The following is a 23,495-nucleotide window of genomic DNA, read 5'->3' on the forward strand; positions in this document are numbered from 1 at the left end:
CCCGTCGCCTTGATCTCGACCAGAACCTCGCCCGCCTTCGGACCCTCGAGATTGACCTCCATCACCTCCAGAGGCTTGCCCGCCTCCAGCGCAACCGCTGCCCGCGTCTTCATGATGTGCTCCTCCCTGAGCGGCGCGGTCCGGCCGACCGGTGCCGCCATGAAAACTATGGGTCCGGGTTCTGTATCCAAACAACTCCGACATTGGTGGGTATTCGGACCGATGGACAGGCCGGCCCCGCCCGGCCCATAGTCCGCGCAAGGAGAGAGGCCCCATGTTCAGCATCCGTCCCCCCCTCGCCGCGGCGCTCGCGCTCGGCCTGGCCGGCCCCCTGGCGGCGGCCGATTACAGCGACCCGACCTGGCCCTGCATCCAGCGCAAGGTGGAGCGCCTGTCCCCCGGGCTGATGTGGCCCGAGACCGGCGCGGCGCCGCCCGAGCTGCCTGACGCGCAGCGCGCCGCGGTCGCCGACCTGGCCGAGGCGCTGGCGCTCCGGCGGGTCGATCTGGAGGAAGCCGAGACCCGCATCGCCGCCTTCACCGAGGCCCATGGCGGCGACCCCGCGGTGCTGGGCGTCGTGTTCCAGAGGGTCTTCGACACGCTGTCGCAGCGGCGCCAGAAGATCATGGCCGGGATCGCGGAGTTTTCCACCGGGCAGATCGGCCTCTCCGAGCGCATCGACGCCGCGCGGGCCGACATGGAGACGGCGATGGCGGCGGCCGAGCCCGATTACGACCGCGTCGACCGGCTCGAGGAGCAGCTTGACTGGGACCAGCGCATCTATACCGACCGCCAGCGGACGCTGACCTATATCTGCGAGACGCCGGTGCTGCTGGAGAAGCGGCTCTACGCCATCGCGCAGCTGCTGCAGGCCGCCGCCCGGGACTGACCGGGACCGGCTATTCCCATTCCAGCTCGGTGAAGGCCACCGTGGCGTTGCGGGCATTGTAGGCCTCGAAGAGCGCCCAGTGCCCGGCCTCCGCGGCCGCCGCGCTCTCCGCCGTCTCGGCCAGGCGGGCGCCGCGGTCGATGGCGGCGCGCACGTCGCGCGCCAGCGTGTCGAGGTAGCGCTCGAGCGGCGCCGCGCCCTCCGGCCAGGGCAGCACCGCGGCGCCGTGGCCCGGCACCACCTGCCGCGCCGCGATCGCCGTCATCTCCTGCAGGGCCCGCTGCCAGCCGCGCAGCGTCCCGTCGAGCGCCGGGGCATGTTCGTCGAAGACCAGATCGCCGGCCAGAAGGGTGCCGCTCTGGCCGTCGAGAACGCTGAGATCGGTGCCGGTATGGGCGCCGGGCCAGGCCCGCAGGTCGAGCGTCCGGCCGCCCAGATCGAGGCGTTCGGGGGCCGCGGCGAGCGGCGGCAGCGCGGTCCCCAGCATCGCCTCCTCCCCGACCAGCCGGGCAAAGCTCTCGCGGTAATTTTCCTCCCGGTCGGCCAGCGCCCGGGCCAGCCCGGGATGGCCGATCACCGTCGCCCCGGCCTCGGCGAAGAGCGCGGCGCCGAAGACGTGGTCGGGATGCATGTGGGTCAGGATCAGGTGGCCGACCGGCAGCGCGGTGCGGGCGCGAATCGCCCGCCAGAGCGCCTCCGCCACGGGCCGCGAGCCGCCGGCATCGATCACCGCGACGCTGTCGCCGCCGATCACGAATGCGAGATTCGCCACGTCGCCCAGATTGTCGCGATCGGGCTCGGCCACCGCGCCGCGATGCACGAAGAGCCCCGGCGCCACCTCGGTCACCGCGAGCGCCGGGCCGACCGGGCGGCAGGCGGGGCGCCCCCTGGCCCGGGCCGGGGCATGGCGCCCGGGCGCCGGCGGGGCTGCGGCGAGCGCGGCCTCGCAGGCGGCGCGGCTGGTCGCCTCGCGACCCGGCAGCAGGACGTCGCGGCAGGGCCCGGCGGCGAGGTCGAGGCACAGCGTCAGCACCGCTTCGAACATCGCCTCTCTCCCCGCGCCGGCATCGCGGCCGACTGTGCCGCGCCGCGTCCCGCGGGGCCACCCCTCCGTTCCGACAGGTGCCCCGGGGGGCGTTTTTGTGGCATAAGGAGGCACCGACCGCGCGAGGAGGAGAAGCATGGTCCGCACAGCTCTGATCGCCGCCGCGACGGCCGGATGGCTCGCCGCCGCGGGGGCCGCCGCCGACCCGGCGAAGAACCCCCTGACCGACAGCCCGACCTGGGACGACCTGCGGGTCGACGTGGTAGGCGAGGCGGAGATCGCGCCGGCCGACGGGCTCTTCGAGGTCGCGGCGCCCTACCGCGCCCATGACGCCGCGACGGTGCCGGTCACCCTGACCCAGACCGACCCCGCAGTGCCGATCCGCCGCGCCGTGGTGGTGATCGACGAGAACCCCGCCCCGGTGGCGGCGGAATTCGCCTTCGGCCCGGCCATGGCGCCGCTGGATTTCGAGCTGCGCGTGCGGGTCAACCAGTATTCCAACGTCCGCGTCCTGGCCGAGACCCCGGACGGGCTGCGCATGGCCGGGCGCTTCGTGAAGGCCTCGGGCGGCTGCTCCGCCCCGGCCAGCCGCGACCCCGAACAGGCGCTGGCCGGCCTGGGCGAGATGCGGCTGCGGCATTTCGACGGCGCCGCCGCGCCGGCCATGTCCACCGCCCGGCGCGAGGCGCAGATCATGATTCGCCACCCGAACTATTCCGGGCTGCAGAAGGACCAGGTCACCCACCTGTTCATCCCGGCGCATTTCATCGACACGATCGAGGTCGCGCAGGGCGACGAGACGCTGTTCACCATGACCGGCGGCATCTCGATCAGCGAGAACCCGGCCTTCCGCTTCTCCTACGACGACAATGGCAGCGAGACCCTGACGATCCGCGCCACCGACACCGAGGGCAACGTCTTCACGCAAGAGCTGCCCAAGACCGCGGCGGGCTGAGGCCGGGCCCGCCCCGTCCGAAAGGGGGGAACGCCGGACCGCTCCGGGGGTTCTAGGGGCATGTTTACGATTGTCTGTCTGACCGCGCTCGCCGCCCTCGCGTTCCTGGGGCTTGTCCATCACCTCGGCATCCTGGCGCTGCGCTGGGTCGTTCCGACCATCCACGTGGCGCCCCATACCGCGCCCCTGGTGGCCTTCCAGGGCGCGCTGGTGCTGCACGTGGTGGAGATCCTGCTCTTCGCGCTGCTGCTCCGGGAGGTCGCGGGCTGGGAAGGCGTCGGCACGCTCAGCGGCGATTGGGGCGGCACCCTGACCGACTACATCGTGCTCTCGGCCACCACCTTCACCACGCTGGGGATGACAGCGATCAAGGTCGACGGGGCGCTGCGCCTGCTGGTGGTGGGCGAGGCCCTGGGCGGCTTCATGGCGCTGACCTGGACCGCGACCTTCCTGTTCCAGATCTGGAGCCGGCACTGGGACGCGCCGGACCGGTCCGGGGCCTGACCGGCCGGCCTGCGGGCCGGGTCGGTGCAGGGCCCGCGCGAAACCGGCGCGCCGCAGCATCGGAGGGGGCACCCGCCGCGCCCGGCGGCGGGGTCAGAAACAGACGATCTCGGCCTCGGCCTGGGCGCGCCGCAGCTCGGCCACGATCTCGGACATGCCGGGATCGCTCTTGAACATCGAGGTACGCTCGCCGCCGGTCAGCCGCATGGCGAGGATGGTCTCGGCGGCGACGTAATCCTCGTAGGGCAGGATATTGGCGATCTCGTCGATCGAGCAGGAGCATTGCTCCAGCACCTGCCGCGACTGCCCGTTGGTGGCCATGCAGGCAAAGACGTAATCGGCCCGCACCGCGGTCGGGTAGTCGTTCAGGCGTTCGGTGACGCTCTGCGCCGCCGCCGGGGCGGCGCCCGCCGCGCCCAGGAGCAGCGCGGCACACCAGGCGGCGCGGCGCGTCATTCGCCCTCCGCCAGCGCCTCGAAGCGCATCTCGGAATGGTAGACCGGCTGCGCCGCCTCGCCGCCCGGGACATGCGCGGTCAGGTCGAGATACCAGCCCGGCACCGCCTCCGACATCGTCACGGTCATGGCGAGGTCGCCCCAGCCCTGCATCTGCGCGCGGTTCGGATCCTCGGCGAAGGGTCTGAGCGTGACCGTCTGGGTGGCCACGGTCTCGCCGTTCCAGCTGGCCTCGCCCGAGACCACCTCGGCGGGCTGGGTGAGGGCGTCCTTGACCCGGTTGCGGATGTAGAACGGGCTGCCGCCGGCGGATTCCGCCATGTCGCGCACCACGGTTTCGTAGAAATACATGATCATCGGGTTGCCGACGCTGGCCGGGAAACTGCCGAGATTGCGGTGCTGGCCGTCCTTGCGGAACATCAGGTTGGCCAGGGTCCGGCCCTCCTGCGTCTCGAAGGACAGCGCGATGGTGCCGGTGTCGCGCGCCGCGGCATCGGGCTTTTCGCGGTTCTGCACCTCGCGGTCGTAGAGCAGCACCTGCTCGGCCCCGATCGCGTCCAGGGTGCCGCCCTTGAACAGCAGGTCGTAATGCGGCGTGGCGGCGTTCTGGGCCGCCAGCGGCGCCGCGGCGAGGCCGGCGACCAGCGCCAGGGCCGTTGCGATGCGTCTCATGTGATCGTCCTCCCAATGCCGCAGCCTAACGCCGCGCGGCCGCCTGTCAGGGCCGACTTTTGTCGGACCCCGCCGCCGCGGCCGCGGCCGGCGCCTCCGGGGTCTGCCAGCGGATCTTCCAGTCGATCAGCGGCCTGAGCCGGGCCACCTGGACCGGCTTGGTGAGCACCGCGAAGCCGATCTCGGCGCCGGTGCGCAGCAGGTCGTCGCTGCGATCCGCGGTGATCATGATCGCCGGCACCTTGCGCCCGGTGGCGTCGCGCACCGCGCGGATCGCCGCCACCCCGGTATCGTCGCCGTCGAGCTGGTAATCGGCGAGGATGATGTCGGGCGCCATGCCGATGTCGCGCACCAGGCCCAGCGCCTCCTCGGTGGAGGCGGCGCAGAGCGCGCTGGCGCCCCAGGCCTCGATCTTCTGGGCGGTGGCAAAGAGCACGTCGGGGTCGTTCTCGACCACCAGCGCGATGATGTCCATCTCGGTGCCCTCGTCGGGCTGCGGCACTGCCTGGGCGCGGCCCGGCGCCGGCGAGCGGCGCCCCGGAACCGTGGCCATCTCGATCGAGAAGACCGACCCCGCCCCGGGCTTCGAGCGCACCCGGACCTTGTGGCCCATGTGCCGGCAGGTCCGCTCGACGATCGACAGGCCGAGCCCCATGCCGGAGCCGAAAGGCACGTTGGAGGCGCGGGCGAATTCCTCGAAGATGCGCTTCTGGTCGCTGCGGGAAATGCCGAGCCCGGTATCCCAGACCTCCAGCACCACGCTGCCGGCGCCGCGCCGCCGGCAGCCCACCAGCACGCGGCCGCCCTCGGGCGTGTACTGGATGGCGTTGACCACCAGGTTCTGGATCGACCGCATCAGGTAGCGCTGGTCGGATTTCACCACCGCCGAGCAGGGCACCATGTCGAGCCGCACGCCCTTCTTGGCCGCCACCGGCATCTGGTCCTCGATCACCCCGTGCATCAGCGTCCCGAGGCAGACCTCCGCCGGCGTCAGCGCGCCCTCGGCGCTGTCCAGCCGGGAGATGTCGAGCAGCGCGTGCAGCAGCGTCTCGATCGAGGCGAAGGAGCCGTCGAGCCGCTCCACCGTGGGCGCGAGCGCGCTGCCCTCGGCGGTCTCCATCAGGGTCGAGATCAGCAGCTTCGCCGCGTTGATCGGCTGCAGCAGGTCGTGGCTCGCGGCGGCCAGGAAGCGGGTCTTCGACGACACCGCGGCCTCGGCGCGCTCCTTGGCCAGACGCAGCTCCTCCTCGACGCGGGCCTGGGCCTCGTATTGCGCGGTCAGGCGGCGGTTGGCGCGGGTCAGTTCCTCGGTGCGCTCGGCGACGCGCTTTTCCAGCACCTCGGTGGCGCGGCTCTCCAGCGTCACGTCCTTGACCTCGACCAGCGACCCGCCGTCGGGCAGCCGGTTGGCATGCAGGTCGAGCACCCGGCCGCCGGCATGCCGCAGCCGCTTGCGGAACCGGCCCTGGCGGTTCAGCCGCTCCTGCCAGGCCACGAAATCCAGCGCCTGCGCGTCCTGGATCAGGCCGTTCTGGCGCGTGTAGTCGAGGATCTGCTCGAGCCGCGTGCCGGGCTGCAGCAGCGTGTAGGGCAGGCCGAGAAGTTCGCGGAACCGCGTGTTGTGCAGAATCGTCTCGCCGTTCTGGGTGAAGGTGCAGATCCCCGAGGACATGTTCTCGACCGCCGCCTGCAGGTAATGCGCCTGGCGGTCGATCAGGCTCTCGCGCTCGGAGCGGTTGTGGCGCACGATGGCGGTGATCTCGGTCTGCAGCATCACCACGTTGTCCGACGAGGTGCGTTGCAGGTTGATCTGGAACCAGCGGTCGCCCGACAGCTCCATCACCAGCGACAGCACCGAGGCGCCGACCGGGCCCTGCCGGGCATTGCTGAGCGAGGAATGGATGCGTCCGTCGGTGGAGATCAGGTGCCGGCTTTCGGCCATCAGGTCGAAATAGGCGTCGAGCGGCAGGCCGGGAACGACGCGGTCCTCGATGTCCGGCAGAAGGCCCTGGAACAGGTCGTTGCTGACCACCAGCCGGCCATCGGTGAACAGCGCGAAGCCGCCCTCCATCGCCGACAGCGCGTCGGACAGGTTCTTGCGCGTGCGCTCGCGGTCGTGGCGCACGCTTTCCAGCTCGGTCTCGGTGCGTTCGAGGTCGCGGGTCTTGGCCCAGACCTGTTCCTGCAGCGCGATCGCCGACTGGAACGCGCCATAGGCCGAGGTGCCGAGCTCGTGCTGGCGGTTGGTGCGGCGCACCAGCGCGTCGATGATCTTCTGCTGGCGCGCGACCTGGCGTTCGAGCGGTTCGCTGGGATCGATCATGCCAGGTCCCTCCGCGCCGGTTCGAAGAAGGCCACGCCCACGAAGGTCTGGTTGACGTGGACGCCGCAATGCTGCTCGCCATAGGTGTTGAAGCCCAGCACCCGGCGGCGCCGGAAGATGTCCGACACCGCGACGCTCAGGCCCTTCATCTCGATCTCCAGCTTGCGCAGGACGCAGTCGAAGCCGAGCACGAAATCCGGTCCCGCGCCGCGGCCCTCGCCCAGCGTCAGCCCGGCCTCGAGGGTCTGCAGGATCTCCTTGCCGCGACCCAGGGTCAGGATCAGCCCGTCATCGATGGCCGACAGGAAGGACAGCGCGCCGCCCTCCACCACCTGCTGGATGGCGCGCACGTGGTAGGTCATGTTCTGGCGCACCAGGATCGGGTTCTCGGCAAAGACCTGCGGCGACAGGCGATCGTAGGGCACGCCGATCAGCCGGGCATATTCATGCGCCGCCGGGGCGCCGTTCAGCTCCACCACCAGGCGCTCCTCGGGCACCGCCTCGGTGACCACCATCTGGGTGCCGGTGGGCAGGAAATGGTCGAAGCCCAGGCCCTGGAACCGCAGGTCGGTCTCCAGCACCAGCAGGAGCGCCGCATTGGTATGGAAGCGGCCCTCGTGCAGCACGAAGGTCTCCTCGAAGCGCAGGCCGTTGCCGGCCGAGCCGCCAAAGACCGGCACCCGCTCCAGCGCCATCTGCAGGACCGAGACCAGCATGTCCTCCTGCTTGGCCAGCCCGTCGGCAAAGACCAGCGCCAGCCGCTCCCAGCCGGCGGTGCGCGGGAACCGGGTGACCAGCCGCTCGGCGCGTTCGGCGATGCGCTGGATCGGCAGCGGCTTCAGCTCCTCGATCAGCAGCGAGGCGCAGCGGAAATGCCGCCGCGGAAAGGCCAGCAGCATCAGCGCGTCGGTCTCGTAGCCGCGGGGCGTGATCTGGCCGGCGGTGGTGCAGCCGAAGGCCGGCACGCCGCCAAGCCGGTCGCTCAGCGCCGCCGCCAGCCGCGGCAGCGGGAAGCGGTCGGGAACCAGAACCAGCACGAAGCAGGCTTCCTCGAGCCCGAGCCCGGCGGCCGCCTCGGCCACCGCGTCCTCGGGCTCGGCGGCGTGCGACACCGCGACGCCGACGAAGGCGGGGCCGCGCATCGCGTTGTTCATCGCCGGCCTACTGGCTCAGGAAGGCGCGGGCATCGGGATCGCCGACGCTGTCGGCCAGCGCGGTCTCCACCAGCACCGCCGCCTGGGTGCGGTTCTGCACGCCGAGCCGCCGCAGCAGCGCGGTGATATGCGCCTTCACCGTGGCCTCGGCGAGGTCAAGCTCGTAGGCGATCTGCTTGTTCGGCTTGCCGGCACAGATCAGCTTCATGATCTTGGCCTGCTGCGGGGTCAGCTCGGCGATCCGCGCCTGCGCCCCGGACGGGCCGGTGCCCTCGGCGGCCTCGCGCGGCACGCTCTGGTAATCCTTGGGCACGTAGCGGCGCCCGGCGCTGACATCGGCCAGCACCGATTTCAGCACCTGCGCCGAGGCGTCCTTGGGCAGGAAGCCGGCCGCGCCCTCGGCCATCAGCGCCTGCACGACCTCGATCGAGGTCAGCGACGAGATCACCAGGATCGGCGTGTCGGGCACCCGGTCGCGCAGGGCCTGGAAGCCGGAGATGCCCTGCACGTCCGGCAGCTTCAGGTCGAACATCACGAGGTCGGGCGCGAATCCGGCCTCGATGGTGTCGAGCGCCGCGGCCAGGGTCTGGGCGGTCTCGATCCGGCATTCCGGGAAGACCAGCCGCAGGGCCGCGGCCAGGGCGTCGCTGTAGAGCGGGTGATCGTCGACGATGACCACCGACCGGATGCGCGCCGCCGGCGGCATGACGGGATCGTGTTTCATGAGATGCGTCCTCCCGGGGCGAACGATAACCCGGGCCCTACCGCGACGGCAACGCCAACCATCGTCCAGTTCCGCCGCCGGCACCGGGCCGCTGACGGCCGGCGCCGGCCGGCGCTCAGCTCAGAACGCCCTTCTGCTTGGCGGTATGGGTCGCGATGGCGTCCATCAGCGCCGGCGACAGGCAATCGTAGGGCTCGAGCCCGATCTCGCGCAGCCGTCCGCGGATCGCGTCCATGCGCGACGGGTCGACGCCGGATTCGATCACCGAGGAGACGAAGGCGGCGAATTCCGGCGGCGACCAGCCGGTTTCGTCGGACAGCTCGGTATGCACGAAATCGAGCCCGTGGAAGGGATGCGACTCGTCCTCGATGCGGCCGAACATGTGCACGCCGCAGCTCTTGCAGGCATGGCGCTGGATCGTGGCGCGGGGGTCCACGCGGTCGAGCTTCTCGCCGTTCTGCACCACCGAGACGTGATCGCGCCCGACCACCGCCACCTGGCTGAACGTCGCGCCCTGGGGCTTCCAGCACTTGGTGCAGCCGCAAACGTGGTTGTGCGCGGTCTGCGCCGAGACCTCCACGATCACCGGGTCGCTGGCGCATTTGCAGCTCAGCCGGCCGCCGGAGAAGCTGGCGCCGCCGCGCGGAATGCCGTCATCGACCTGCGGATGAATCTTGACGTCGGAATGCTGGTCGCCGCCGGACGAGCGGGTCTTGGTCTCGCCGCCGCCGAAAAGGTTCGAAAAAATACCCATGAAAACCTCCCTGGAGCCGGTTGGGATCATCGCGCCACCGGCCGACGTAGCGTGAGCCGCGTCGCCCGCCGACACAATACCTCAGATAGTATGGGGCGAATCCGGCCGCGCGGCGAGGAATCTGCGGGCGAAATCGCGCAGATCGGGGGCCGCGGCCCCCGGCGGGCCGAACATCGCCGCGTCGAGCCGCGACAAGAGCTGCCGCCGCGCCGCGCTGGCGCCGTCGCGGCCCATCAGCGCGGTGGCGCCGCGGCGCGCGGCGCCGCGCAGGCGGCGCGCCAGGGGATCGAGCCCGGTGCCGGCCAGCACCCGGCCGAGCCCCGCCGCGCGGCGTCCGGCCAGGAGCGCCGCGAGCCCGAGCGCGAAGCCCAGCCCCGCCAGCCCGGCCAGCGCGCCGCGGTGCAGCCGGCCGGAGGGCGGCGTGCCGTCGGGGGCCGCCGGATCGGCCAGGGTCGCGGTCTCGAAGGCCACCCGCTGGGGCGAGATGGTGACCTGCCGCGGCTGCCGTTCCCTTGTGTCGTAATAGCCGAAGCTGATCGGCTCGACGATCGCCGAGACGTCGTTGCCGGGCCGGATGGTCCAGCGCCAGAAGACATAGGAGACCGGCCCTTCCGGCGACAGCTCGGTGAAGCGCTTCTCGGGATGCGGAAAGATCATCGCCGAGGGCGAGGTCAGCTCCGGCATCGGCGGGAACATGTCGGGCGAGGCGCCCACCGCCTCGAGCCGGATCACCCGCAGCACGCCGTCGCCCGGCTGCAGCTGGTCCGGGGCGTTCGACCACTGGTCCGAGACCTGCAGCTGGCGCACCGGGAACCACCAGCCGCCGGGTCCGGGATCGGGCGCCGGGCGGACCTCGAGGCTCAGCGGTTCGGAGCGGATGGCATGCTCGAACCAGTCGTCGCCCTCGTCGGTCAGCGTCAGGTGATGGGTGAAGGCGCCGATCTCGAGACGCCCGGCGCGGTCCGGAAACAGCGCCATGCGGCGCTTGAAGTTCTTCACCTTGCGGCCGTTCTCCACCGTCTCGTACCAGCTGTCGGGGCCGAGCTGCATCCAGTTGAACCCGTCGAAGGCGGGCGCTTCCAGCCGTTCGCGGGTGACGTGCCGGCGGTACACGCCGTGGATGGTGATCAGAACCATCTCCTGCGTGAAGGGCACCGCCTCGGTCTCGGCGATGGTGACGCTGAGCTCGGCATCGCGGGGCCGGACCTCGCGGCTCTGCGCCGCGGCGGCGCCGGCGAGGAGCGCCCAGAGCAGCACGGGGAAAAGCGCCAGGCGCAGGCTCATCGCGGATCCTCCGGCGGCGGCGGCGCGAGGCCCAGGGCGGCGCGGCGCTTGGCCTCGTGGGCGATGCGCGCGGCGAGGTATTCGCCCGGCACGTCCGAGAGCTGTTCCAGCCAGCGCTCGTTGGCGACGATGAACTTGTCGTCGAAGACCCGCCGGACCCCGAGCCGCCCGCGGCTTTCGAGCTCCGGCAGGCCGAGCAGCGCGCCGGCATTGGTGGCCTCGTCGCCCGAGGCCGCGGCGCGGCCCTGGCCCTGCCCGGTGGGCGCCGCCAGCGTGGCGCCGGCGCGGTCGCGCTCCGCCGCCCAGCTGATAGCGGCCTCGGGGTCGAGCGCGAGGCCGCCGTAATGCGCCGCCACCAGGTCGAAATTCGCCGCGGCGTCGCGGTCGCCGCCGGCCCGCGCCCGGTCGAAGGCCTCGAGCGCGGCGGCGTAGCGCCCGGCCCGGGTCTCGGCGAGGCCGAGATGATAGGCGTCGCCGGCATCGCGGAACGCCGCCGCGGCGCCGTCCCAGTCGCCGGCGCGGTAGAGCGCCGCGCCGCGCCAGTCCGGGTCGTCGAGGAGCGACGCCGCCGCGCCCGCCTGCCCGGCGCCGAGTAGCGCGCGGCCGAACGGCGCGGCGCCGTCCAACAGCACGGCCAGCGCCGCGGCGGCAAGCGCCGCGAGCGCGATCCAGCGCGCCTTCACGGCGCCCTCCGGCGGAACAGCAGCGCCGCCGGCAGCAGCGCCGCGAGCAGCAGCCAGCGGCCGAGATCGGACCAGAAGAGCAGCGGATAGTCCTGCCGCACCAGCCGCGACCGGGCGCCGGCGCGGATATGCGCGGCGAACCCGGCGCTGTCGCGCAGCCCGAAGACCCGCCCGCCGCCGGCCGCGGCCAGCGCCGCCGCCTGCGCCCCGGCGGCCTCGGCGGCGATCACCGTGAGGCTGGCATTCTCGTTGCGCAGCGCCTCGGCCTCGGCCAGCGCCGCGGCGCCCAGCCCGCCGCCATCGCTGAGCAGCACCACCTCGCCGGTCAGCATGCCGGCCTCCGCCAGGATGCGCCGCGCCAGCGCCAGCCCGCGTTCCGGCCGGCTGCCGGGATCGGGCACCGTGCCGGGCTCGAGAAGCGACAGCGTCTGGCCCAGCTGGCGGGTGTCCCCGGTCAGGTCGGTGGCGACATAGGCGTCGCCGGCAAAGACCACCAGCGCGGCGGGCCGGGCGCCGAGGACGGCGATGCCGAAACGCGCCATGGTCAGGAAGGCCGGCCAGTCCGCCCCCTCGATCAGCGACGGCGAGGCATCGACCACCAGCACCACACCGTCGAGGTTGCGGAAGGCGGTGGCGTCGCGGCGCTCGACCGCCGGGCCGGCCAGCGCGAGAACCGCCAGCGCGGCCAGCGCCAGCGCCGGCTTGCCGGCCAGCCCGCCGCGCCCGGCATCGACCCGGCCCAGCGCCCGCAGCGCGCGCAGCAGCGCCGGATCGACCACCCGGCCCCAATCGCCCAGCGCGCCGCGGCGCCGCCCGAGCGCCCAGGCCAGGAGCGCCAGCGCCGGCAGGGCGAGGAGCCAGAGCGGCCTCAGCAGGGTGAACTCGACGCCGCTCATGCCGCCTCCCGCCAGGCCAGGGCGAGGCCCAGAAGCGCCGCCGCGGCGGCCGGCCAGAGCCAGAGCTCGCGCCAGATCTCGGCCGCGAGCCCCGCCGCCTCGGTGGCTTCGAGCCGGTCCAGCGCGGCGGCCACGGCGACCAGGTCCTCGGTGTCGCGGACCCGGAAAGTCTCGCCGCCGGAGATCTCCGAGATCGCCGCCAGCGTCGCCGCGTCGACGACGCCGCGCTCGCCCTCGGCGGCGCTCTCGGTGTCCTTGGGGCCAAGCGCGATGGTGTGCACCCTCACCCCCATCTCGGCGGCCAGCTCGGCCACCCCGCGGGGATTGGTGACACCGGCATTGTTGACCCCGTCCGACAGCAGGATCACCACCCGGGAGGCCGCCGCGCTGCCCGCCATGCGCTTCAGCGCCAGGCCCAGCGCGTCGCTGATATTGGTGGCGCGGCCCGAGATGCCGATCTGCGCCTCCTCGATGCGGCGCGCCACCGCCTCGGTGTCGAAGGAAAAGGGCGCGGCGTAATAGGCCTCGGAGCCGAAGACGATCAGCGCCACCCGGTCGCCGGCGCGGCGGCGGACGAAATCCGCGCCGACGCGCTGCACCGCCTCCATCCGGGTCACCGGGGCGCCGTCGAGGAAGAAGTCGTCGCGCACCATGCTGCCCGAGAGATCGAGCGCCACGGCGAGGTCGCGGCCGCTGACCCTGAGCGCCGGCACCGGCTCGAGTAGCCGCGGCCCGGTCAGCGCCAGCACCAGCAATGCCCAGACCGCCCAGGGCAGGAGCCGCGCCCGGGCGCGGGACAGCCGCCCGGCGCGGTGGACGGCGAGGAGGTCGCGGCCGACCCGTTCGGGCACGGCGAGCGCCGCCATGCTCTCGCCCCGCGGCGGCAGCAGCCGCGCCAAGAGCAGCGGCAGCGGCAGCAGGAGCGCCATCCAGGGCTGCGCGAAGGCGATCATGGCCGCCGCAGCTCGGCTTCGAGCCAGGCCGCCTCGGGCAGGCCGCCGGGTCGGTAGAGCGCCGGGCCGAGCGTCCGCACGCGCTCCGGGGCGCGGCCGCGCAGCAGGTGCAGGAGCGCCAGCCGCCGGGCCTCGTCGGGCAGCGCGGCGAGCCGCGCCAAATCGGCCTCGATCCCGGTCTCGGCGCGCCGCGGCGCCCGCCGGGTCACGGCGCGCAGCAGGAGGCCCAGCGCCAGCGCCGCCAAGAGGCCCAGCGCGAAGGCGGCGCAGAGATCGGCGGCCAGCTCCGCGCCGCCGGTCACCGGCAGGCGCAGGTCGCGCAGCCCGGCCAGCATCGCCTCCTCGCTCAGCCCGCGTGCCGGCGCCACCTCCTCCATGTCAGGGCTCCCGGTCGGCCGGGAAGGCGGCGGCGAGCCGGTCGGCGAGCGCCGCCGGGGCGGTCGCGGCATCGAGCGCCAGCGCCGCCAGCCCGGCGATGCGGATCTCGGCCGCCGGGGCCGGGCCGCCGTCGATCCGGGCCCGCGCCCGGCTGCCGTCGGGCAGCCGGATCGGGTAGCTGCCGCGCGGCAGGCGCGCGGTGCCGCCGTCGCGGATCGCCAGCAGGCGCGGCACCCGGCCGCGTCCGAGCGCCGCGATGCGGTCGTCGAAGCCCGGCCCGACCGCGTCGAAGCCCGAGGCGATGACCAGCTCGGCGCCGCGCGGCGCGATGCGTTCGAGCCGTGCCAGACCGGCCTCCAGCGGCGGATCGCGGTCGGCCCCGGTGAGCGCCAGGGCCAGCGCCGCCTCATGCGCCCGCACCAGGCCGCCGATCACCTCCAGCATGCCGCGGGCGCGGCCGCGCGGCGGCACCGCCACCGGCGGGCCGGCGCCCAGCGCCAGCAGCCCGACCCGGCCGCCCTCCTCGACCACCCGCCAGCCGATCAGCGCCAGCGCCTCGGCGGCGGCCACCGAGCGGAAGGCGCGGCGCGTGCCCCAGAGCATGGCGGGCCGGAAATCGGCCACCAGCAGGCTGACGCGGTCGCGCTCCTCCTGGAATTGCCGGACATGCAGCCGCCCAGTGCGGGCGGTGCTGCCGCGGTCGAGATGGCGGATGTCGTCGCCGGCCACGTAGTCGCGCACGTCGGCGACCTCCTGGCCGTGGCCGCGGCGCCGGGTCACGAAACCGCCCGGCAGCGCCGAGAGCGGCATCTCGCCGCGCGCCGCCAGCGCCACGCCGCGCAGGCCGATCAGCCCCGCGGCGTCGAGCCCGACGCCCGGCGCGCGGAGCGCCTCGCTCACAACGCCTCCACCCGGGCCAGCAGGTCGGCCACCAGCGCCCGCGGCGTCCGGCCCTCGGCCACCGCGCGCCAGGTCAGCACCATGCGGTGCGCCAGCGCGTCGGCAGAGACCGCGGCGACGTCCTCGGGCAGGGCGTGGTCGCGGCCCTCGAGATAGGCCCGCGCCTTGGCCGCGGCGGCCAGCGCCAGCGAGCCGCGCGGGCTGACCGCGTGCTCGACCTCCTCGGCGAAGGGCGGCTCGCGCGTGGCGACCACCAGCCGCACGATGTAGTCGCGGAGCGCCGGCGACAGGTGCACCGCCATCGCCTCGGCGCGCGCCCGGGCCAGCTCCTCGCGGCGCAGGCGCGGCGGCCGAATCGGCGCCTCCTGGCCCTCGGCCTCGACGAGGTCGAGGATGCGCCGCTCGGTCGCGGCGTCGGGCAGGGTCAGCACCACGTGCAGCAGGAAGCGGTCGAGCTGCGCCTCGGGCAGCGGGAAGGTGCCGTCATGCTCGATCGGGTTCTGCGTCGCCACCACCAGGAACGGGTCGGGCAGCGCATGGGTGACGTTGCCCGAGGTGACCTGGCGCTCGGCCATCGCCTCGAGCAGCGCCGATTGCACCTTGGGCGGGGCGCGGTTGATCTCGTCGACCAGAACGAGGTTGTGGAAGACCGGGCCGGGGACGAATTCGAAACTGCCGTCCTGCGGCCGCCAGACCGGGGTCCCGGTGAGGTCCGCGGGCATCAGGTCGGGGGTCGACTGGATGCGCGCGAAGCTGCCCTCGACCGCGTCGGCGAGCCATTTCACCGCGCGCGTCTTGGCCAGGCCCGGCGCCCCCTCGACCAGCAGGTGGCCGCCCGCCAGGAGGCCGATCAGCAGCCGTTCGATCAGCGTCTCGTGGCCGATCAGCCCGGTGCCGAGATGCGCGGCCAGCCCGGCAATGCCCGACGGCGCGGCGCCTGTCCTCTGATCCATCCTGGGTCTCCCGCCGCGCCCTCCCCGGCGCGTCTCGGGCCGAGCCTAGCCGCCGCGGCGCCGCTGACAAACACCGCCCAAGGTCGCATTCCGCCTCAGTCGAACGGGCCGCGGCAATCGGGGTCGTGGATCAGGGCGATCCGCGCGTCCGCCAGGGTGCGCCGGGCTGCGGCGAGCAGCGGCTCGAACTCCGCCGTCACGAAGTCGAGGAACGCCGCCTCGGTGGTCTGCTCCACCGGCGCCCGCGCCACCGCGTGCAGCATGAAGACGTCGAAATCGCAGAGCCCGGGCGGGTTGGAGCGCAGCAGCCCCTCCATGAAGGCCGGGCTGTTCCACGGCAGGTTGGCGAGGTTGACCGGGTATTCCTCGAGCTTCGAGGCGAAGGGCGCGGCGCGGTCGAAATGCAGGATGTCCATGCCGAAGGTGAAGGCCTGGAACAGCTCCTCGACGAGGATCGAGCGGTAGAAGGCGGCCTCGAGCGCGGTCATCTCCGGACCGGCGGCCTGCTTGACCATCAGGTGGGTGCCGCTGCCGCGGCGGCCGAAGAAGGTCTGCGCCATGGCCGGCGAATGCGCGGCATAGCTGCGCTGCGGCGGCAGGCCGAGACCGTGGATGGCGTCCATCCAGACCAGATCCTCGGTCAGCGCCGCATTGGGGGGCCGCCCCGACCACAGCCGCAGCACCGCGACGCGGCCGGTGCCGCAGGCCCGCGCCGAGGCGCCGGCATAGCGCATCGGCAGCGCCCGGCCATGCACCTCGCGCATCAGGAGGCGGAACGCGTCGAGCACCGCGCGGGTCTGCGGCTGCGGCGGTTCGCCGACGATGCAGAGCGCGGCACCGGCCAGGTTTCGGCCGTGGATGCGCACCGGGATCGACAGGTCGCGGCCGAGCATGGTGCTGCGCAATTCGTAGATCCAGCCCTTCTGCACGAGGTCGAGCCAGATCAGGCGGTCCGGCTCGGACATCCGGGCCCCCGCCGCCGTCGCCCAGATCGCGACCGCGACGGCCACCACTCTTGCAAGGATCATCGCCTGCCTCCCTCCCGTCGGGAAGCTAGGCAGGCCGGGCGCGCGCGTCCAATGCCGATCCCGCGAGGTCGGACGCGGGCCGGTATGGCGGCGCGCTGCGTTATTCCGCGGGCTCCACGCTGCGGCCCGGGGCGCCGCGATAGATCAGATCGGCCGCGTCGGCATGGGCGAAGGTCTCGGCCGCCACTTCCAGCGCGCCGTGATGGGGCGACTTGATGCAGACCGGATCGGTGGCGCCGGGATCGCCGAGGATCGCCATCGCCTGGCAGCGGCAGCCGCCGAAATCCACGGTCTTGCGGGCGCAGGACCGGCAGGGCTCCTGCATCCAGTCGGTGCCGCGATAGGCCTCGAAGGCGGCGCCGCGATACCAGATCTCGGCCAGCGGCCGGTCGCGCACATTGTCGAAGCGCAGATGCGGGATCGACTCGGCGGCGTGGCAGGGCAGCACCTTGCCGTCCGGCGCGACGTTGAGCCCGGTCGTGCCCCAGCCGCCCATGCAGCGCTTGGGATAGTCGGAATGGTAATCCGCCGGCACGTAGTCGATCACCAGCGTGCCCTTGAGCGCCGCGCGCGCCTCGGCGACGATGCGGTCGGCCTCACGAGCCTGCTCGCGCGTGGGCATCAGCGCGGCGCGGTTCTTGAGCGCCCAGCCGTGGAACTGCACGGTGGCGACCTCGATGCGCCGGGCGCCCATCTCCACCGCCATCTCGATGGCGCGCGGCAGCTGGTGCAGGTTGCGCCGGTGCAGCACCGCATTCAGGGTCAGCGGAAAGCCGATGGCGCCGATCCAGTCGGCGACCTGCATCTTGCGCTTGAAGCCGCCGCGATAGCCGCCGATCTCGTCCGCCATCTCGGGCGTGGTGCCCTGCAGGCTGAGCTGCACGTGGTCGAGCCCGGCGGCATCGAGCGCCGCCAGACGCTTCTCCGACAGCCCGATGCCCGAGGTGATCAGGTTGGTGTAGAGCCCGGCCTCGCGCGCCGCCGCCACCAGATCCTCGAGATCGCGGCGCGACGCCGGCTCGCCGCCCGAGAGGTGGAGCTGCAGCACGCCGAGATCGGCGGCCTGCCGGAACACGTCGACCCAGGCCGCGGTGTCGAGCTCGCGGTCGATCCGCGCCAGCTCCACCGGGTTCGAGCAATAGGGGCAGGACAGCGGGCAGCGATGGGTCAGCTCGGCCAGCATGGCGATCGGCGGGCGGACGATCGGGGTCTCGGCATTCATGGCAGAACCTCCAGGAAGCGGCGTTCGCGCAGCGCCCCGAGAAAGCCCGCGGAATCCTTGGCGATGGCCTCTTCCGGGGCGTCGTACTTGGCGGCCAGCGCGGCGGTGATCTCGCCGAAGGAGCGCTTGCCGTCGAGCTCCGCCAGGATGGCATGGCCGATCTGGTCGAGGGTGATGGCGCGTTCCGGCGCCAGCAGCACCCAGGCGTCGCGCACCCGGTCGCGGTGGATGCGCACGCCGCGCGGCAGGTAGGGGATGGCGTCGCGCTCCATCACGCCGCCCTCGCGTCCAGAAGCCCGGTGCCCGGCTGCCAGCCGCCCGGCGGGATCCGTCCCGGTTCGACATAGGCGGCCCAGAGCGCGTCGAGCTGCGACCACAGCACGTCGGTCTTGAAGATCAGCGCCGCCGCCGCCTGGTCCTGCTTTTCCGCGGTGTCGGCATGGTCGAGCACCCAGGCCAGGCCGAAGGCCACGTCCTTCGGCGCCTCCTTCAGGCGGTTGCGGAAATAGGACAGCGCCGAATCGTCGGCGAAGTCGTAGTTCTGCAGCAGCCCCTCGATCCGGCTGGCATGGATCTTCGGCGCGAAGAGCTCGGTCAGCGAGGCCGCCACCGCCTCCAGCAGGGTCTTTTCCCGCACGAAGCGGACATAGGCGTCGACGGCGAACCTGGTCGCCGGCAGCACGCCCCGGCGCGAGGCCACGTAATCGGGGTCGAGCCCCACGGCGCGGGCCAGCCGCAGCCAGCGCCGGATGCCGCCCTCGTTCTCGGCGGTGCCGTCGTGATCCTCGATGCGGCTCCGCCAGGCGCGGCGCAGATCCGGATCCTCGACACGCGACATGAAGGCCGCGTCCTTCATCGGGATCGAATGCTGGTAATAGTAGCGGTTGATGACCCAGGCGCGCACCTCGTCCGGGGTGCAGGCGCCGCCATGCAGGCGGTCGTGGAACGGGTGCAGGTCGTGGTAGCGCTCCGCCCCGATCTGGCGCAGCCGGGCGTCGAACGCCTCGCGGCTCTGCGGGTCCTGCTTGCTCATAGCGCGATCTCCATGCCGTCCTGCCCGATGGTCCAGCCGGCGGCCTCGGCGGCGCGGCGTTGGTCCGAGTCCGGGCGCAGGACGGGGTTGGTGTTGTTCATGTGGACGTAGACCCGGCGGCCGATGCTGAGATCGGCGAAGGCGGCGAGCGAGCCGTCCGGTCCGTCCATCGACATATGCCCCATGCGCTTGCCGGTCTTCTGGCCGAGCCCGGCGCGCAGCATCTCGTCGTCGCGCCACAGCGTGCCGTCGAAGAACAGCGTCTCCGCGCCGTCGAGCCGGGCGCGCAGATCGTCGGTGAGGGTGGCGCAGCCGGGAATGTAGAACGCCGTCCGGCCCGCCGCCTCGAGCTGCACGCCCACCGTCTGTTCGCCCAGCAGTTCGGTCTCCACCCGATCGCCCTCCATGTAGAGCGGCACCTTCCCCGGCACCGGGAACAGCGTCGCGGTCAGGCCCGGCGCGATCTCCTGCGCGGTCTCCATGGAGATTGGCGCCCGCGTCACCGCCGCCGGGTTCAGCGCCGCGAAGATCGGGTTGGCGGCCAGAACCTCATGGATCGCGGGCGTGGCGTAGAGCGTGAAGGGCTGCATTTCCCGCAGCGTCAGCAGGCCGGCCACGTGGTCGATGTCGCCGTTGGTCACCAGCACCGAGGCCAGCGGCATGTCGCGCAGCCCGGTCGGGTGCAGCACGGGCGCCGCGGCGAGCTGGGCGCGGATGTCGGGAGAGGCGTTCAGGATCGCCCAATCGGTGCCGTTCGCCGTCACCGCCAGCGAGGATTGCGTCTGGGCCGGGATGCGGCCGGCGCGGGCGAGGTTGCAGTTCTCGCAGCCGCAATTCCATTGGGGCAGCCCGCCACCGGCGGCCGCCCCAAGGATATGCGCGCGGAATGCCATTACCGGAAACCCCGCGCGCCGTCGTCACTCAGAACAGGACGCCGTCCTCTTCGGGGCCGTACATGTTGATTTCCATGCCGCACTCGATCTCGCGGATGACAGGCTTCGTCCAGGCCATGATGATTCCTCCTCATAGATGTGCCTTTACTCCGCGAAAGATGGCGGCCGACCCCGATTCAAGCGAGTCTTATATTCTAAGAGCGACGCATCCTTAGGTCGCAACCGGACCCTGGCCGAGATCCGGGACGCGCCCCTCGAGCACGAAGCCGCGATTGCGCAGGGTCTTGATCTCGAATCCGAATTCCTCGGCCGGAGAAATCTTGCGGCGCAGGTAGCCGAGATAGACGTCGACGACGTTCTCGCTGTTCGAGCCCTCGCCGGCCCACAGCGCCTCGAAGATCTCGTGGCGGGCGCGCACCGCGCCGTGCTGGCGCATGAAATAGCGCAGCAGGTCGCATTCGCGCTCGGTCAGGGTCACCGTGCGGTCGCGCCCGGTCAGGGTGCGGGCGCGCGGGTCGAGCCGGGCCGGCCGCGGCCGCGCGGCGTCGGCGCGGCGCTCCTGCACCCGGATGCGCGCCACCAGCTCGTCGAAGGAGAACGGCTTGACGATGTAGTCGTCGGCCCCGGCCTCGAGCCCGGCGGCGCGGTCCTCGACCTCGGAGAGCGCCGACAGCATCACCACCGGCAGGCCGTGCCCGGCGGCGCGGATGCCGCGCACCAGGTCGAGCCCGCTCTCCGCGCCCAGCATGACGTCCACCACCGCCGCCGCGAAGGAGCCGCCGGCGAGCTTGTCGAGCGCCGGCGCGGCGCGGTGCTCGGCCTCGGCGTCGTAGCCGTGCAGCGCCAGCCCCCGCACCAGCGCCGAGGTGATCTGGGGATCGTCGTCGACGATCAGGATGCGCGGCCGGAGATCGCTCATGGCGGCGAACCTAGTCCGCGGGTCGCGGGATGCCTACCGTGACCTTGGTTCCGGGTCCCGGGCCCAGCGCCTCGGCGCGGGCCACCGGGCTCTCGATGGTCAGCCGGCCGCCCTGCTCCTCGATCACCCAGCGCGCCAGCGCCAGCCCGATGCCGAAGCCCTCGCCGCGGCTTTCGCCCCGGCCTTGGGCGAAGCGCTCGAACATCGTCTCGCGGTCCGGCGCGGCGATGCCGGGACCGTTGTCGAGCACCGCCACGCAGCCGAAACCGTCCGCCCCGGCGGCCACCGCGACCCGCACCGCGCCGCCCTCGCGGGCGTGCCGCACGGCGTTGCGCAGAAGCCCCGCCACCACCTGCCGCAGCCAGTTGCCGTCGCCGATCACCGGCACCGGGCCGGTGGCGTCGAGTTCGGCGGCAATGCCCGCCGCGGTCAGTTCCGGGCGCACCTCCTCGAGCGCCGCGCGCGCCGTCGCGGCCAGATCGAGCCGCGCCGCCTCGAGCGCCAGCCGGCCGCTTTCCGAACGCGCGATGCGCAGCAGGTCGTCGATGCGCCGGTTCAGCCCCTCGGCCCGCGCCTCGATGGTGGCGAAGGCCTCGGCGGGCGCCGCCGCACCGGCCCGGCCGAGCTGCGCCTCCATCAGGATCACCGTCAGCGGCGTGCGCAGCTCGTGGCTGACATCGGCAAAGAAGCGGCGGCGGTCCTCGTCGGTGCGGGCCAGCCGGGCATTGGCCTCGCGCAGCGCCTCGGTGCGCGCGGCGATGGTGTCGTTGAGCCGCGCCCATTCCGCCTGCACGGCGTCGCGCCGCGCCGCCAGCGCGTCGGTCATGCGGTTGGTCTCGGCGAACAGGGTGCCGATCTCGTCGCGGCCCTCCTCGGGCAGGCGCAGGTCGAACTCCTCCTGCCCGATGCGCTGCGCCGCCTCGCGCAGCCGGTCGAGCCGGCGCAGCTGCGGCGCCACCAGCCCGAACTGGAACAGCGCGAAGGCCAGGAGCGACAGCGCCGAGATCGCCAGCGCCAGCGTGGTCAGCCGCTCGCGCAGCGCGGCGATGCCGGCGAGGATCGCCTCCCGCATCCGGACCTCGTCGCGCACCACCTCGTTGAGCACCGGGTCGAAGCCGGTGGCGAAGATGTCGACATGGCCGCGCAGCCTTTCGCGGTCGGCCTGCGGGTCGGCCATCGCCGTCATCAGCGTTGCGAACAGCGCCTCCATGCGGGCGATGCCGAGCGATTGCGTCGCTCGGCGCGACTGCTCGTCGAAGCCCAGCGCCCCGGCCTCGCGCACCGCCGCCTCGAGATCGCGACGCAGCCCGGCGAAGGTGCGGCGCACCGCCGAGGCCAGCCCGTCGAGCCGCACCATGCGGGCCTCGGGCTCGAGCCCGCGCTGGATCGATTCCGTCGCCACCACGATCACCGTGGAGACCTGGGTGGAGAGCGCCGCGTAGCGGTCGATGCGCCGTTCCGCCGCCAGCGAGGCGTCGAGCCGGGCGGCGATGCCCTCGCCGCCAATGCCGAGGATCGCGGCGTTGAGCAGCGCCGCGGCGGCCAGCAGCGCGGCGCCGAAGCCGAGCCGGAATTTCAGTGACAGGTCGCGCAGCCTCACCATGGCGGTCCGGCACAGAAACCCGTGCAGCCTATTGTGTCGGCAAAAGCCAATACTTTGTGCAGCCTTACCCCGTCCGACCCCCTCCGGGGGCCGGGCCGTGCGCGATCTTTGCCGGAACTTTACCGCGCGCATGGCAGGTTTCGACTACGACGATGATCCTAGTTGACGGAGTTTCACGATGATCGAACTGCTGTTTGTCGCCTGCCTGAGCACCGCCCCGAACGAGTGTCGCGAACAATCCATGCTCTACACCGACATCTCGCCGATGGCCTGCCTGATGGGCGCGCAGCCGGAACTGGCGAAATGGGCGACGCAGAATCCCGGTTATTCCATCGCTCGCTACCAGTGCCGTTTCGTCGATACGGCGCGGCACGACATCTGATCCGGTTCACGCGGCCCCGATAAGGGGAGGCCGCGGTCGCGTGACCCACCCGGCACCCGTCCCGCCGTCATCGTCCCCGATCCCCGCACTCTGCGATCATCACCATCCGCCCGGGCCCTTCGGGGCCCTTTTTTGCGGCCCGAAGGCGACGCGGCGCGGCGCCCGCACACTGGTCGCCGGGCCGCGGCGCCCCACATCTCGACGGGACCGCCGAATCGGGTCAGAACCGGACCCGGACCGACCGCCCCCGCATGTTCCCGACGGATTGGCCTGACATGGACGGCAGAATGACGCCCGAGACCGACAGTTTCGAACCCGGCCCGCAGACCCAGCGCGCCTTCCGCGACGCGCTCGGCCGGTTCGCCACCGGGGTCACGGTCATCACCACGCCGACCGCCGAGGGGCCGATCGCCATCGTCGCCAACAGCTTCGCCTCGCTGTCGCTCGACCCGCCGCTGGTGCTCTGGTCGCCGGCCCGGGCCTCGCGCCGCTTCCACCACTTCGCCGAGGCCCGCGACTACGCGATCCACGTCCTCGCCGCCGATCAGGCCGAACTCTGTGCCGAGGTGGCGCGCGACGGCTACGTCTTCGGCCCCGGCGACCTGGCCGAGAACGAGCACGGCGTGCCGATCCTCGAAAACGCGCTGGCGCGCTTCGATTGCCGGCAGGAGGCGGTGCATTCTGGCGGCGATCACGTGATCATCGTCGGCCGGGTGCTGCGCGTCCGCCTGCGCGAGGGCGAGCCGCTGCTCTTCCTGAAGGGCCAGTACGGCGGCTTCCGGGCCTTCTGCTGACCCGCTCCGCCGCCGGCATGCCGTGGTCGACCGCGCCCGGTCGATAATCTTCATGCGCGCTTTTCACGCACGGGCGGCGTGCGCCGGAGCCCGCGACGC

General features: G+C 72.7%; 27 protein-coding genes and 1 pseudogene. 5 read left to right on the forward strand and 23 right to left on the reverse strand.

Going from position 1 to position 23,495, the window contains the following annotated elements; all coding sequences use genetic code 11:
* Window positions 1-113: pseudogene (locus ACXYMW_RS10760) on the reverse strand (S-(hydroxymethyl)glutathione dehydrogenase); the annotation flags it as partial.
* Between the two features lie 161 nt (window positions 114-274).
* Between ACXYMW_RS10760 and ACXYMW_RS10765 the strand changes: the two are divergent.
* On the forward strand, window positions 275-889 hold the full coding sequence (locus ACXYMW_RS10765; protein ID WP_459035323.1) for a hypothetical protein: 615 nt from the start codon (window positions 275-277) through the stop codon (window positions 887-889).
* A gap of 10 nt (window positions 890-899) precedes the next feature.
* Here the strand turns inward: ACXYMW_RS10765 and ACXYMW_RS10770 are convergent, their stop codons facing one another.
* A complete protein-coding gene (locus ACXYMW_RS10770; RefSeq protein WP_459035324.1) occupies window positions 900-1,934 on the reverse strand; it encodes a quinoprotein relay system zinc metallohydrolase 2 in 1,035 nt (344 codons plus the stop codon).
* Between the two features lie 136 nt (window positions 1,935-2,070).
* Between ACXYMW_RS10770 and ACXYMW_RS10775 the strand changes: the two genes are divergently transcribed.
* Complete coding sequence (locus tag ACXYMW_RS10775) at window positions 2,071-2,889, forward strand: quinoprotein dehydrogenase-associated SoxYZ-like carrier (protein ID WP_459035325.1); 819 nt, start codon at window positions 2,071-2,073, stop codon at window positions 2,887-2,889.
* A 60-nt stretch (window positions 2,890-2,949) separates the two neighbouring features.
* Entirely contained in the window at window positions 2,950-3,393 is a 444-nt protein-coding gene (locus ACXYMW_RS10780) for a hypothetical protein (protein ID WP_459035326.1), read from the forward strand.
* Window positions 3,394-3,486: 93 nt separating this feature from the next.
* Here the strand turns inward: ACXYMW_RS10780 and ACXYMW_RS10785 are convergent, their stop codons facing one another.
* From ACXYMW_RS10785 to ACXYMW_RS10885, 21 genes are all read right to left on the reverse strand, one after another.
* On the reverse strand, window positions 3,487-3,849 hold the full coding sequence (locus ACXYMW_RS10785) for a hypothetical protein (RefSeq protein ID WP_459035327.1): 363 nt from the start codon (window positions 3,847-3,849) through the stop codon (window positions 3,487-3,489).
* Window positions 3,846-4,520, reverse strand: coding sequence for a hypothetical protein (locus ACXYMW_RS10790; protein WP_459035328.1), 675 nt, complete (start codon window positions 4,518-4,520; stop codon window positions 3,846-3,848). Before ACXYMW_RS10790 ends, ACXYMW_RS10785 begins: the two co-directional genes overlap by 4 nt.
* Before the next feature lie 46 nt (window positions 4,521-4,566).
* Window positions 4,567-6,843, reverse strand: coding sequence for a PAS domain-containing hybrid sensor histidine kinase/response regulator (locus ACXYMW_RS10795; protein ID WP_459035329.1), 2,277 nt, complete (start codon window positions 6,841-6,843; stop codon window positions 4,567-4,569).
* Window positions 6,840-7,997: an FIST N-terminal domain-containing protein gene (locus ACXYMW_RS10800; RefSeq protein WP_459035330.1), complete on the reverse strand. Its 1,158-nt coding sequence runs from the start codon at window positions 7,995-7,997 to the stop codon at window positions 6,840-6,842. The genes ACXYMW_RS10795 and ACXYMW_RS10800 overlap by 4 nt, the downstream gene beginning before the upstream one ends.
* Window positions 7,998-8,004: 7 nt before the next feature.
* Complete coding sequence (locus tag ACXYMW_RS10805; protein ID WP_459035331.1) at window positions 8,005-8,721, reverse strand: response regulator; 717 nt, start codon at window positions 8,719-8,721, stop codon at window positions 8,005-8,007.
* A gap of 115 nt (window positions 8,722-8,836) precedes the next feature.
* A complete protein-coding gene (gene gfa / locus ACXYMW_RS10810) occupies window positions 8,837-9,475 on the reverse strand; it encodes an S-(hydroxymethyl)glutathione synthase (RefSeq protein WP_459035332.1) in 639 nt (212 codons plus the stop codon).
* A gap of 81 nt (window positions 9,476-9,556) precedes the next feature.
* Window positions 9,557-10,759, reverse strand: a complete 1,203-nt coding sequence (locus ACXYMW_RS10815; protein WP_459035333.1) for a hypothetical protein — start codon at window positions 10,757-10,759, stop codon at window positions 9,557-9,559.
* Window positions 10,756-11,442, reverse strand: a complete 687-nt coding sequence (locus tag ACXYMW_RS10820; RefSeq protein ID WP_459035334.1) for a hypothetical protein — start codon at window positions 11,440-11,442, stop codon at window positions 10,756-10,758. Before ACXYMW_RS10820 ends, ACXYMW_RS10815 begins: the two co-directional genes overlap by 4 nt.
* Window positions 11,439-12,338 carry a vWA domain-containing protein gene (locus tag ACXYMW_RS10825; protein WP_459035335.1) on the reverse strand — a complete coding sequence of 300 codons (900 nt, stop codon included), beginning with the start codon at window positions 12,336-12,338 and terminating at the stop codon, window positions 11,439-11,441. The genes ACXYMW_RS10820 and ACXYMW_RS10825 overlap by 4 nt, the downstream gene beginning before the upstream one ends.
* Window positions 12,335-13,291 carry a VWA domain-containing protein gene (locus ACXYMW_RS10830; protein ID WP_459035336.1) on the reverse strand — a complete coding sequence of 319 codons (957 nt, stop codon included), beginning with the start codon at window positions 13,289-13,291 and terminating at the stop codon, window positions 12,335-12,337. Before ACXYMW_RS10830 ends, ACXYMW_RS10825 begins: the two co-directional genes overlap by 4 nt.
* Window positions 13,288-13,668, reverse strand: coding sequence for a hypothetical protein (locus tag ACXYMW_RS10835; protein ID WP_459035337.1), 381 nt, complete (start codon window positions 13,666-13,668; stop codon window positions 13,288-13,290). Before ACXYMW_RS10835 ends, ACXYMW_RS10830 begins: the two co-directional genes overlap by 4 nt.
* Before the next feature lies 1 nt (window position 13,669).
* On the reverse strand, window positions 13,670-14,569 hold the full coding sequence (locus ACXYMW_RS10840) for a DUF58 domain-containing protein (protein ID WP_459035338.1): 900 nt from the start codon (window positions 14,567-14,569) through the stop codon (window positions 13,670-13,672).
* Window positions 14,566-15,522 carry an AAA family ATPase gene (locus ACXYMW_RS10845; protein ID WP_459035339.1) on the reverse strand — a complete coding sequence of 319 codons (957 nt, stop codon included), beginning with the start codon at window positions 15,520-15,522 and terminating at the stop codon, window positions 14,566-14,568. Before ACXYMW_RS10845 ends, ACXYMW_RS10840 begins: the two co-directional genes overlap by 4 nt.
* 95 nt (window positions 15,523-15,617) lie before the next feature.
* A complete protein-coding gene (locus ACXYMW_RS10850) occupies window positions 15,618-16,550 on the reverse strand; it encodes a hypothetical protein (protein ID WP_459035340.1) in 933 nt (310 codons plus the stop codon).
* A 100-nt stretch (window positions 16,551-16,650) separates the two neighbouring features.
* Window positions 16,651-17,772, reverse strand: coding sequence for a pyrroloquinoline quinone biosynthesis protein PqqE (pqqE, locus tag ACXYMW_RS10855; RefSeq protein ID WP_459035341.1), 1,122 nt, complete (start codon window positions 17,770-17,772; stop codon window positions 16,651-16,653).
* On the reverse strand, window positions 17,769-18,044 hold the full coding sequence (pqqD, locus tag ACXYMW_RS10860; protein WP_459035342.1) for a pyrroloquinoline quinone biosynthesis peptide chaperone PqqD: 276 nt from the start codon (window positions 18,042-18,044) through the stop codon (window positions 17,769-17,771). The genes pqqE and pqqD overlap by 4 nt, the downstream gene beginning before the upstream one ends.
* Window positions 18,044-18,805 (reverse strand): pyrroloquinoline-quinone synthase PqqC, encoded by a 762-nt coding sequence (gene pqqC, locus ACXYMW_RS10865; protein ID WP_459035343.1) that lies wholly within the window; start codon window positions 18,803-18,805, stop codon window positions 18,044-18,046. The genes pqqD and pqqC overlap by 1 nt, the downstream gene beginning before the upstream one ends.
* Window positions 18,802-19,698, reverse strand: a complete 897-nt coding sequence (gene pqqB / locus ACXYMW_RS10870) for a pyrroloquinoline quinone biosynthesis protein PqqB (RefSeq protein WP_459035344.1) — start codon at window positions 19,696-19,698, stop codon at window positions 18,802-18,804. Before pqqB ends, pqqC begins: the two co-directional genes overlap by 4 nt.
* A gap of 28 nt (window positions 19,699-19,726) precedes the next feature.
* On the reverse strand, window positions 19,727-19,816 hold the full coding sequence (gene pqqA, locus ACXYMW_RS10875) for a pyrroloquinoline quinone precursor peptide PqqA (protein WP_037266221.1): 90 nt from the start codon (window positions 19,814-19,816) through the stop codon (window positions 19,727-19,729).
* A gap of 93 nt (window positions 19,817-19,909) precedes the next feature.
* Window positions 19,910-20,617, reverse strand: coding sequence for a response regulator transcription factor (locus ACXYMW_RS10880; protein WP_459035345.1), 708 nt, complete (start codon window positions 20,615-20,617; stop codon window positions 19,910-19,912).
* Window positions 20,618-20,627: 10 nt separating this feature from the next.
* Window positions 20,628-22,220, reverse strand: a complete 1,593-nt coding sequence (locus tag ACXYMW_RS10885; RefSeq protein ID WP_459035346.1) for a sensor histidine kinase — start codon at window positions 22,218-22,220, stop codon at window positions 20,628-20,630.
* 178 nt (window positions 22,221-22,398) lie between these two features.
* On the opposite strand from ACXYMW_RS10885, the gene ACXYMW_RS10890 reads away from it, so the two are divergent.
* Together ACXYMW_RS10890 and ACXYMW_RS10895 are read left to right on the forward strand one after the other, a co-directional pair.
* Window positions 22,399-22,602, forward strand: a complete 204-nt coding sequence (locus tag ACXYMW_RS10890) for a hypothetical protein (RefSeq protein ID WP_459035347.1) — start codon at window positions 22,399-22,401, stop codon at window positions 22,600-22,602.
* A 275-nt stretch (window positions 22,603-22,877) separates the two neighbouring features.
* Entirely contained in the window at window positions 22,878-23,396 is a 519-nt protein-coding gene (locus ACXYMW_RS10895; RefSeq protein WP_459035348.1) for a flavin reductase family protein, read from the forward strand.
* Window positions 23,397-23,495 lie beyond the last annotated feature (99 nt).

The sequence above is a fragment of the Roseivivax sp. CAU 1761 genome, from assembly GCF_054482755.1.

Coding starts and splice junctions, on each gene's coding strand:
- ACXYMW_RS10765 (WP_459035323.1), top strand. CDS start 275: ATGTTCAGCATCCGTCCCCCCCTCGCCGCGGCGCTCGCGCTCGGCCTG.
- ACXYMW_RS10770 (WP_459035324.1), bottom strand. CDS start 1,934: ATGTTCGAAGCGGTGCTGACGCTGTGCCTCGACCTCGCCGCCGGGCCC.
- ACXYMW_RS10775 (WP_459035325.1), top strand. CDS start 2,071: ATGGTCCGCACAGCTCTGATCGCCGCCGCGACGGCCGGATGGCTCGCC.
- ACXYMW_RS10780 (WP_459035326.1), top strand. CDS start 2,950: ATGTTTACGATTGTCTGTCTGACCGCGCTCGCCGCCCTCGCGTTCCTG.
- ACXYMW_RS10785 (WP_459035327.1), bottom strand. CDS start 3,849: ATGACGCGCCGCGCCGCCTGGTGTGCCGCGCTGCTCCTGGGCGCGGCG.
- ACXYMW_RS10790 (WP_459035328.1), bottom strand. CDS start 4,520: ATGAGACGCATCGCAACGGCCCTGGCGCTGGTCGCCGGCCTCGCCGCG.
- ACXYMW_RS10795 (WP_459035329.1), bottom strand. CDS start 6,843: ATGATCGATCCCAGCGAACCGCTCGAACGCCAGGTCGCGCGCCAGCAG.
- ACXYMW_RS10800 (WP_459035330.1), bottom strand. CDS start 7,997: ATGAACAACGCGATGCGCGGCCCCGCCTTCGTCGGCGTCGCGGTGTCG.
- ACXYMW_RS10805 (WP_459035331.1), bottom strand. CDS start 8,721: ATGAAACACGATCCCGTCATGCCGCCGGCGGCGCGCATCCGGTCGGTG.
- gfa (WP_459035332.1), bottom strand. CDS start 9,475: ATGGGTATTTTTTCGAACCTTTTCGGCGGCGGCGAGACCAAGACCCGC.
- ACXYMW_RS10815 (WP_459035333.1), bottom strand. CDS start 10,759: ATGAGCCTGCGCCTGGCGCTTTTCCCCGTGCTGCTCTGGGCGCTCCTC.
- ACXYMW_RS10825 (WP_459035335.1), bottom strand. CDS start 12,338: ATGAGCGGCGTCGAGTTCACCCTGCTGAGGCCGCTCTGGCTCCTCGCC.
- ACXYMW_RS10830 (WP_459035336.1), bottom strand. CDS start 13,291: ATGATCGCCTTCGCGCAGCCCTGGATGGCGCTCCTGCTGCCGCTGCCG.
- ACXYMW_RS10835 (WP_459035337.1), bottom strand. CDS start 13,668: ATGGAGGAGGTGGCGCCGGCACGCGGGCTGAGCGAGGAGGCGATGCTG.
- ACXYMW_RS10845 (WP_459035339.1), bottom strand. CDS start 15,522: ATGGATCAGAGGACAGGCGCCGCGCCGTCGGGCATTGCCGGGCTGGCC.
- ACXYMW_RS10850 (WP_459035340.1), bottom strand. CDS start 16,550: ATGATCCTTGCAAGAGTGGTGGCCGTCGCGGTCGCGATCTGGGCGACG.
- pqqE (WP_459035341.1), bottom strand. CDS start 17,772: ATGAATGCCGAGACCCCGATCGTCCGCCCGCCGATCGCCATGCTGGCC.
- pqqD (WP_459035342.1), bottom strand. CDS start 18,044: ATGGAGCGCGACGCCATCCCCTACCTGCCGCGCGGCGTGCGCATCCAC.
- pqqC (WP_459035343.1), bottom strand. CDS start 18,805: ATGAGCAAGCAGGACCCGCAGAGCCGCGAGGCGTTCGACGCCCGGCTG.
- pqqB (WP_459035344.1), bottom strand. CDS start 19,698: ATGGCATTCCGCGCGCATATCCTTGGGGCGGCCGCCGGTGGCGGGCTG.
- pqqA (WP_037266221.1), bottom strand. CDS start 19,816: ATGGCCTGGACGAAGCCTGTCATCCGCGAGATCGAGTGCGGCATGGAA.
- ACXYMW_RS10880 (WP_459035345.1), bottom strand. CDS start 20,617: ATGAGCGATCTCCGGCCGCGCATCCTGATCGTCGACGACGATCCCCAG.
- ACXYMW_RS10885 (WP_459035346.1), bottom strand. CDS start 22,220: ATGGTGAGGCTGCGCGACCTGTCACTGAAATTCCGGCTCGGCTTCGGC.
- ACXYMW_RS10890 (WP_459035347.1), top strand. CDS start 22,399: ATGATCGAACTGCTGTTTGTCGCCTGCCTGAGCACCGCCCCGAACGAG.
- ACXYMW_RS10895 (WP_459035348.1), top strand. CDS start 22,878: ATGGACGGCAGAATGACGCCCGAGACCGACAGTTTCGAACCCGGCCCG.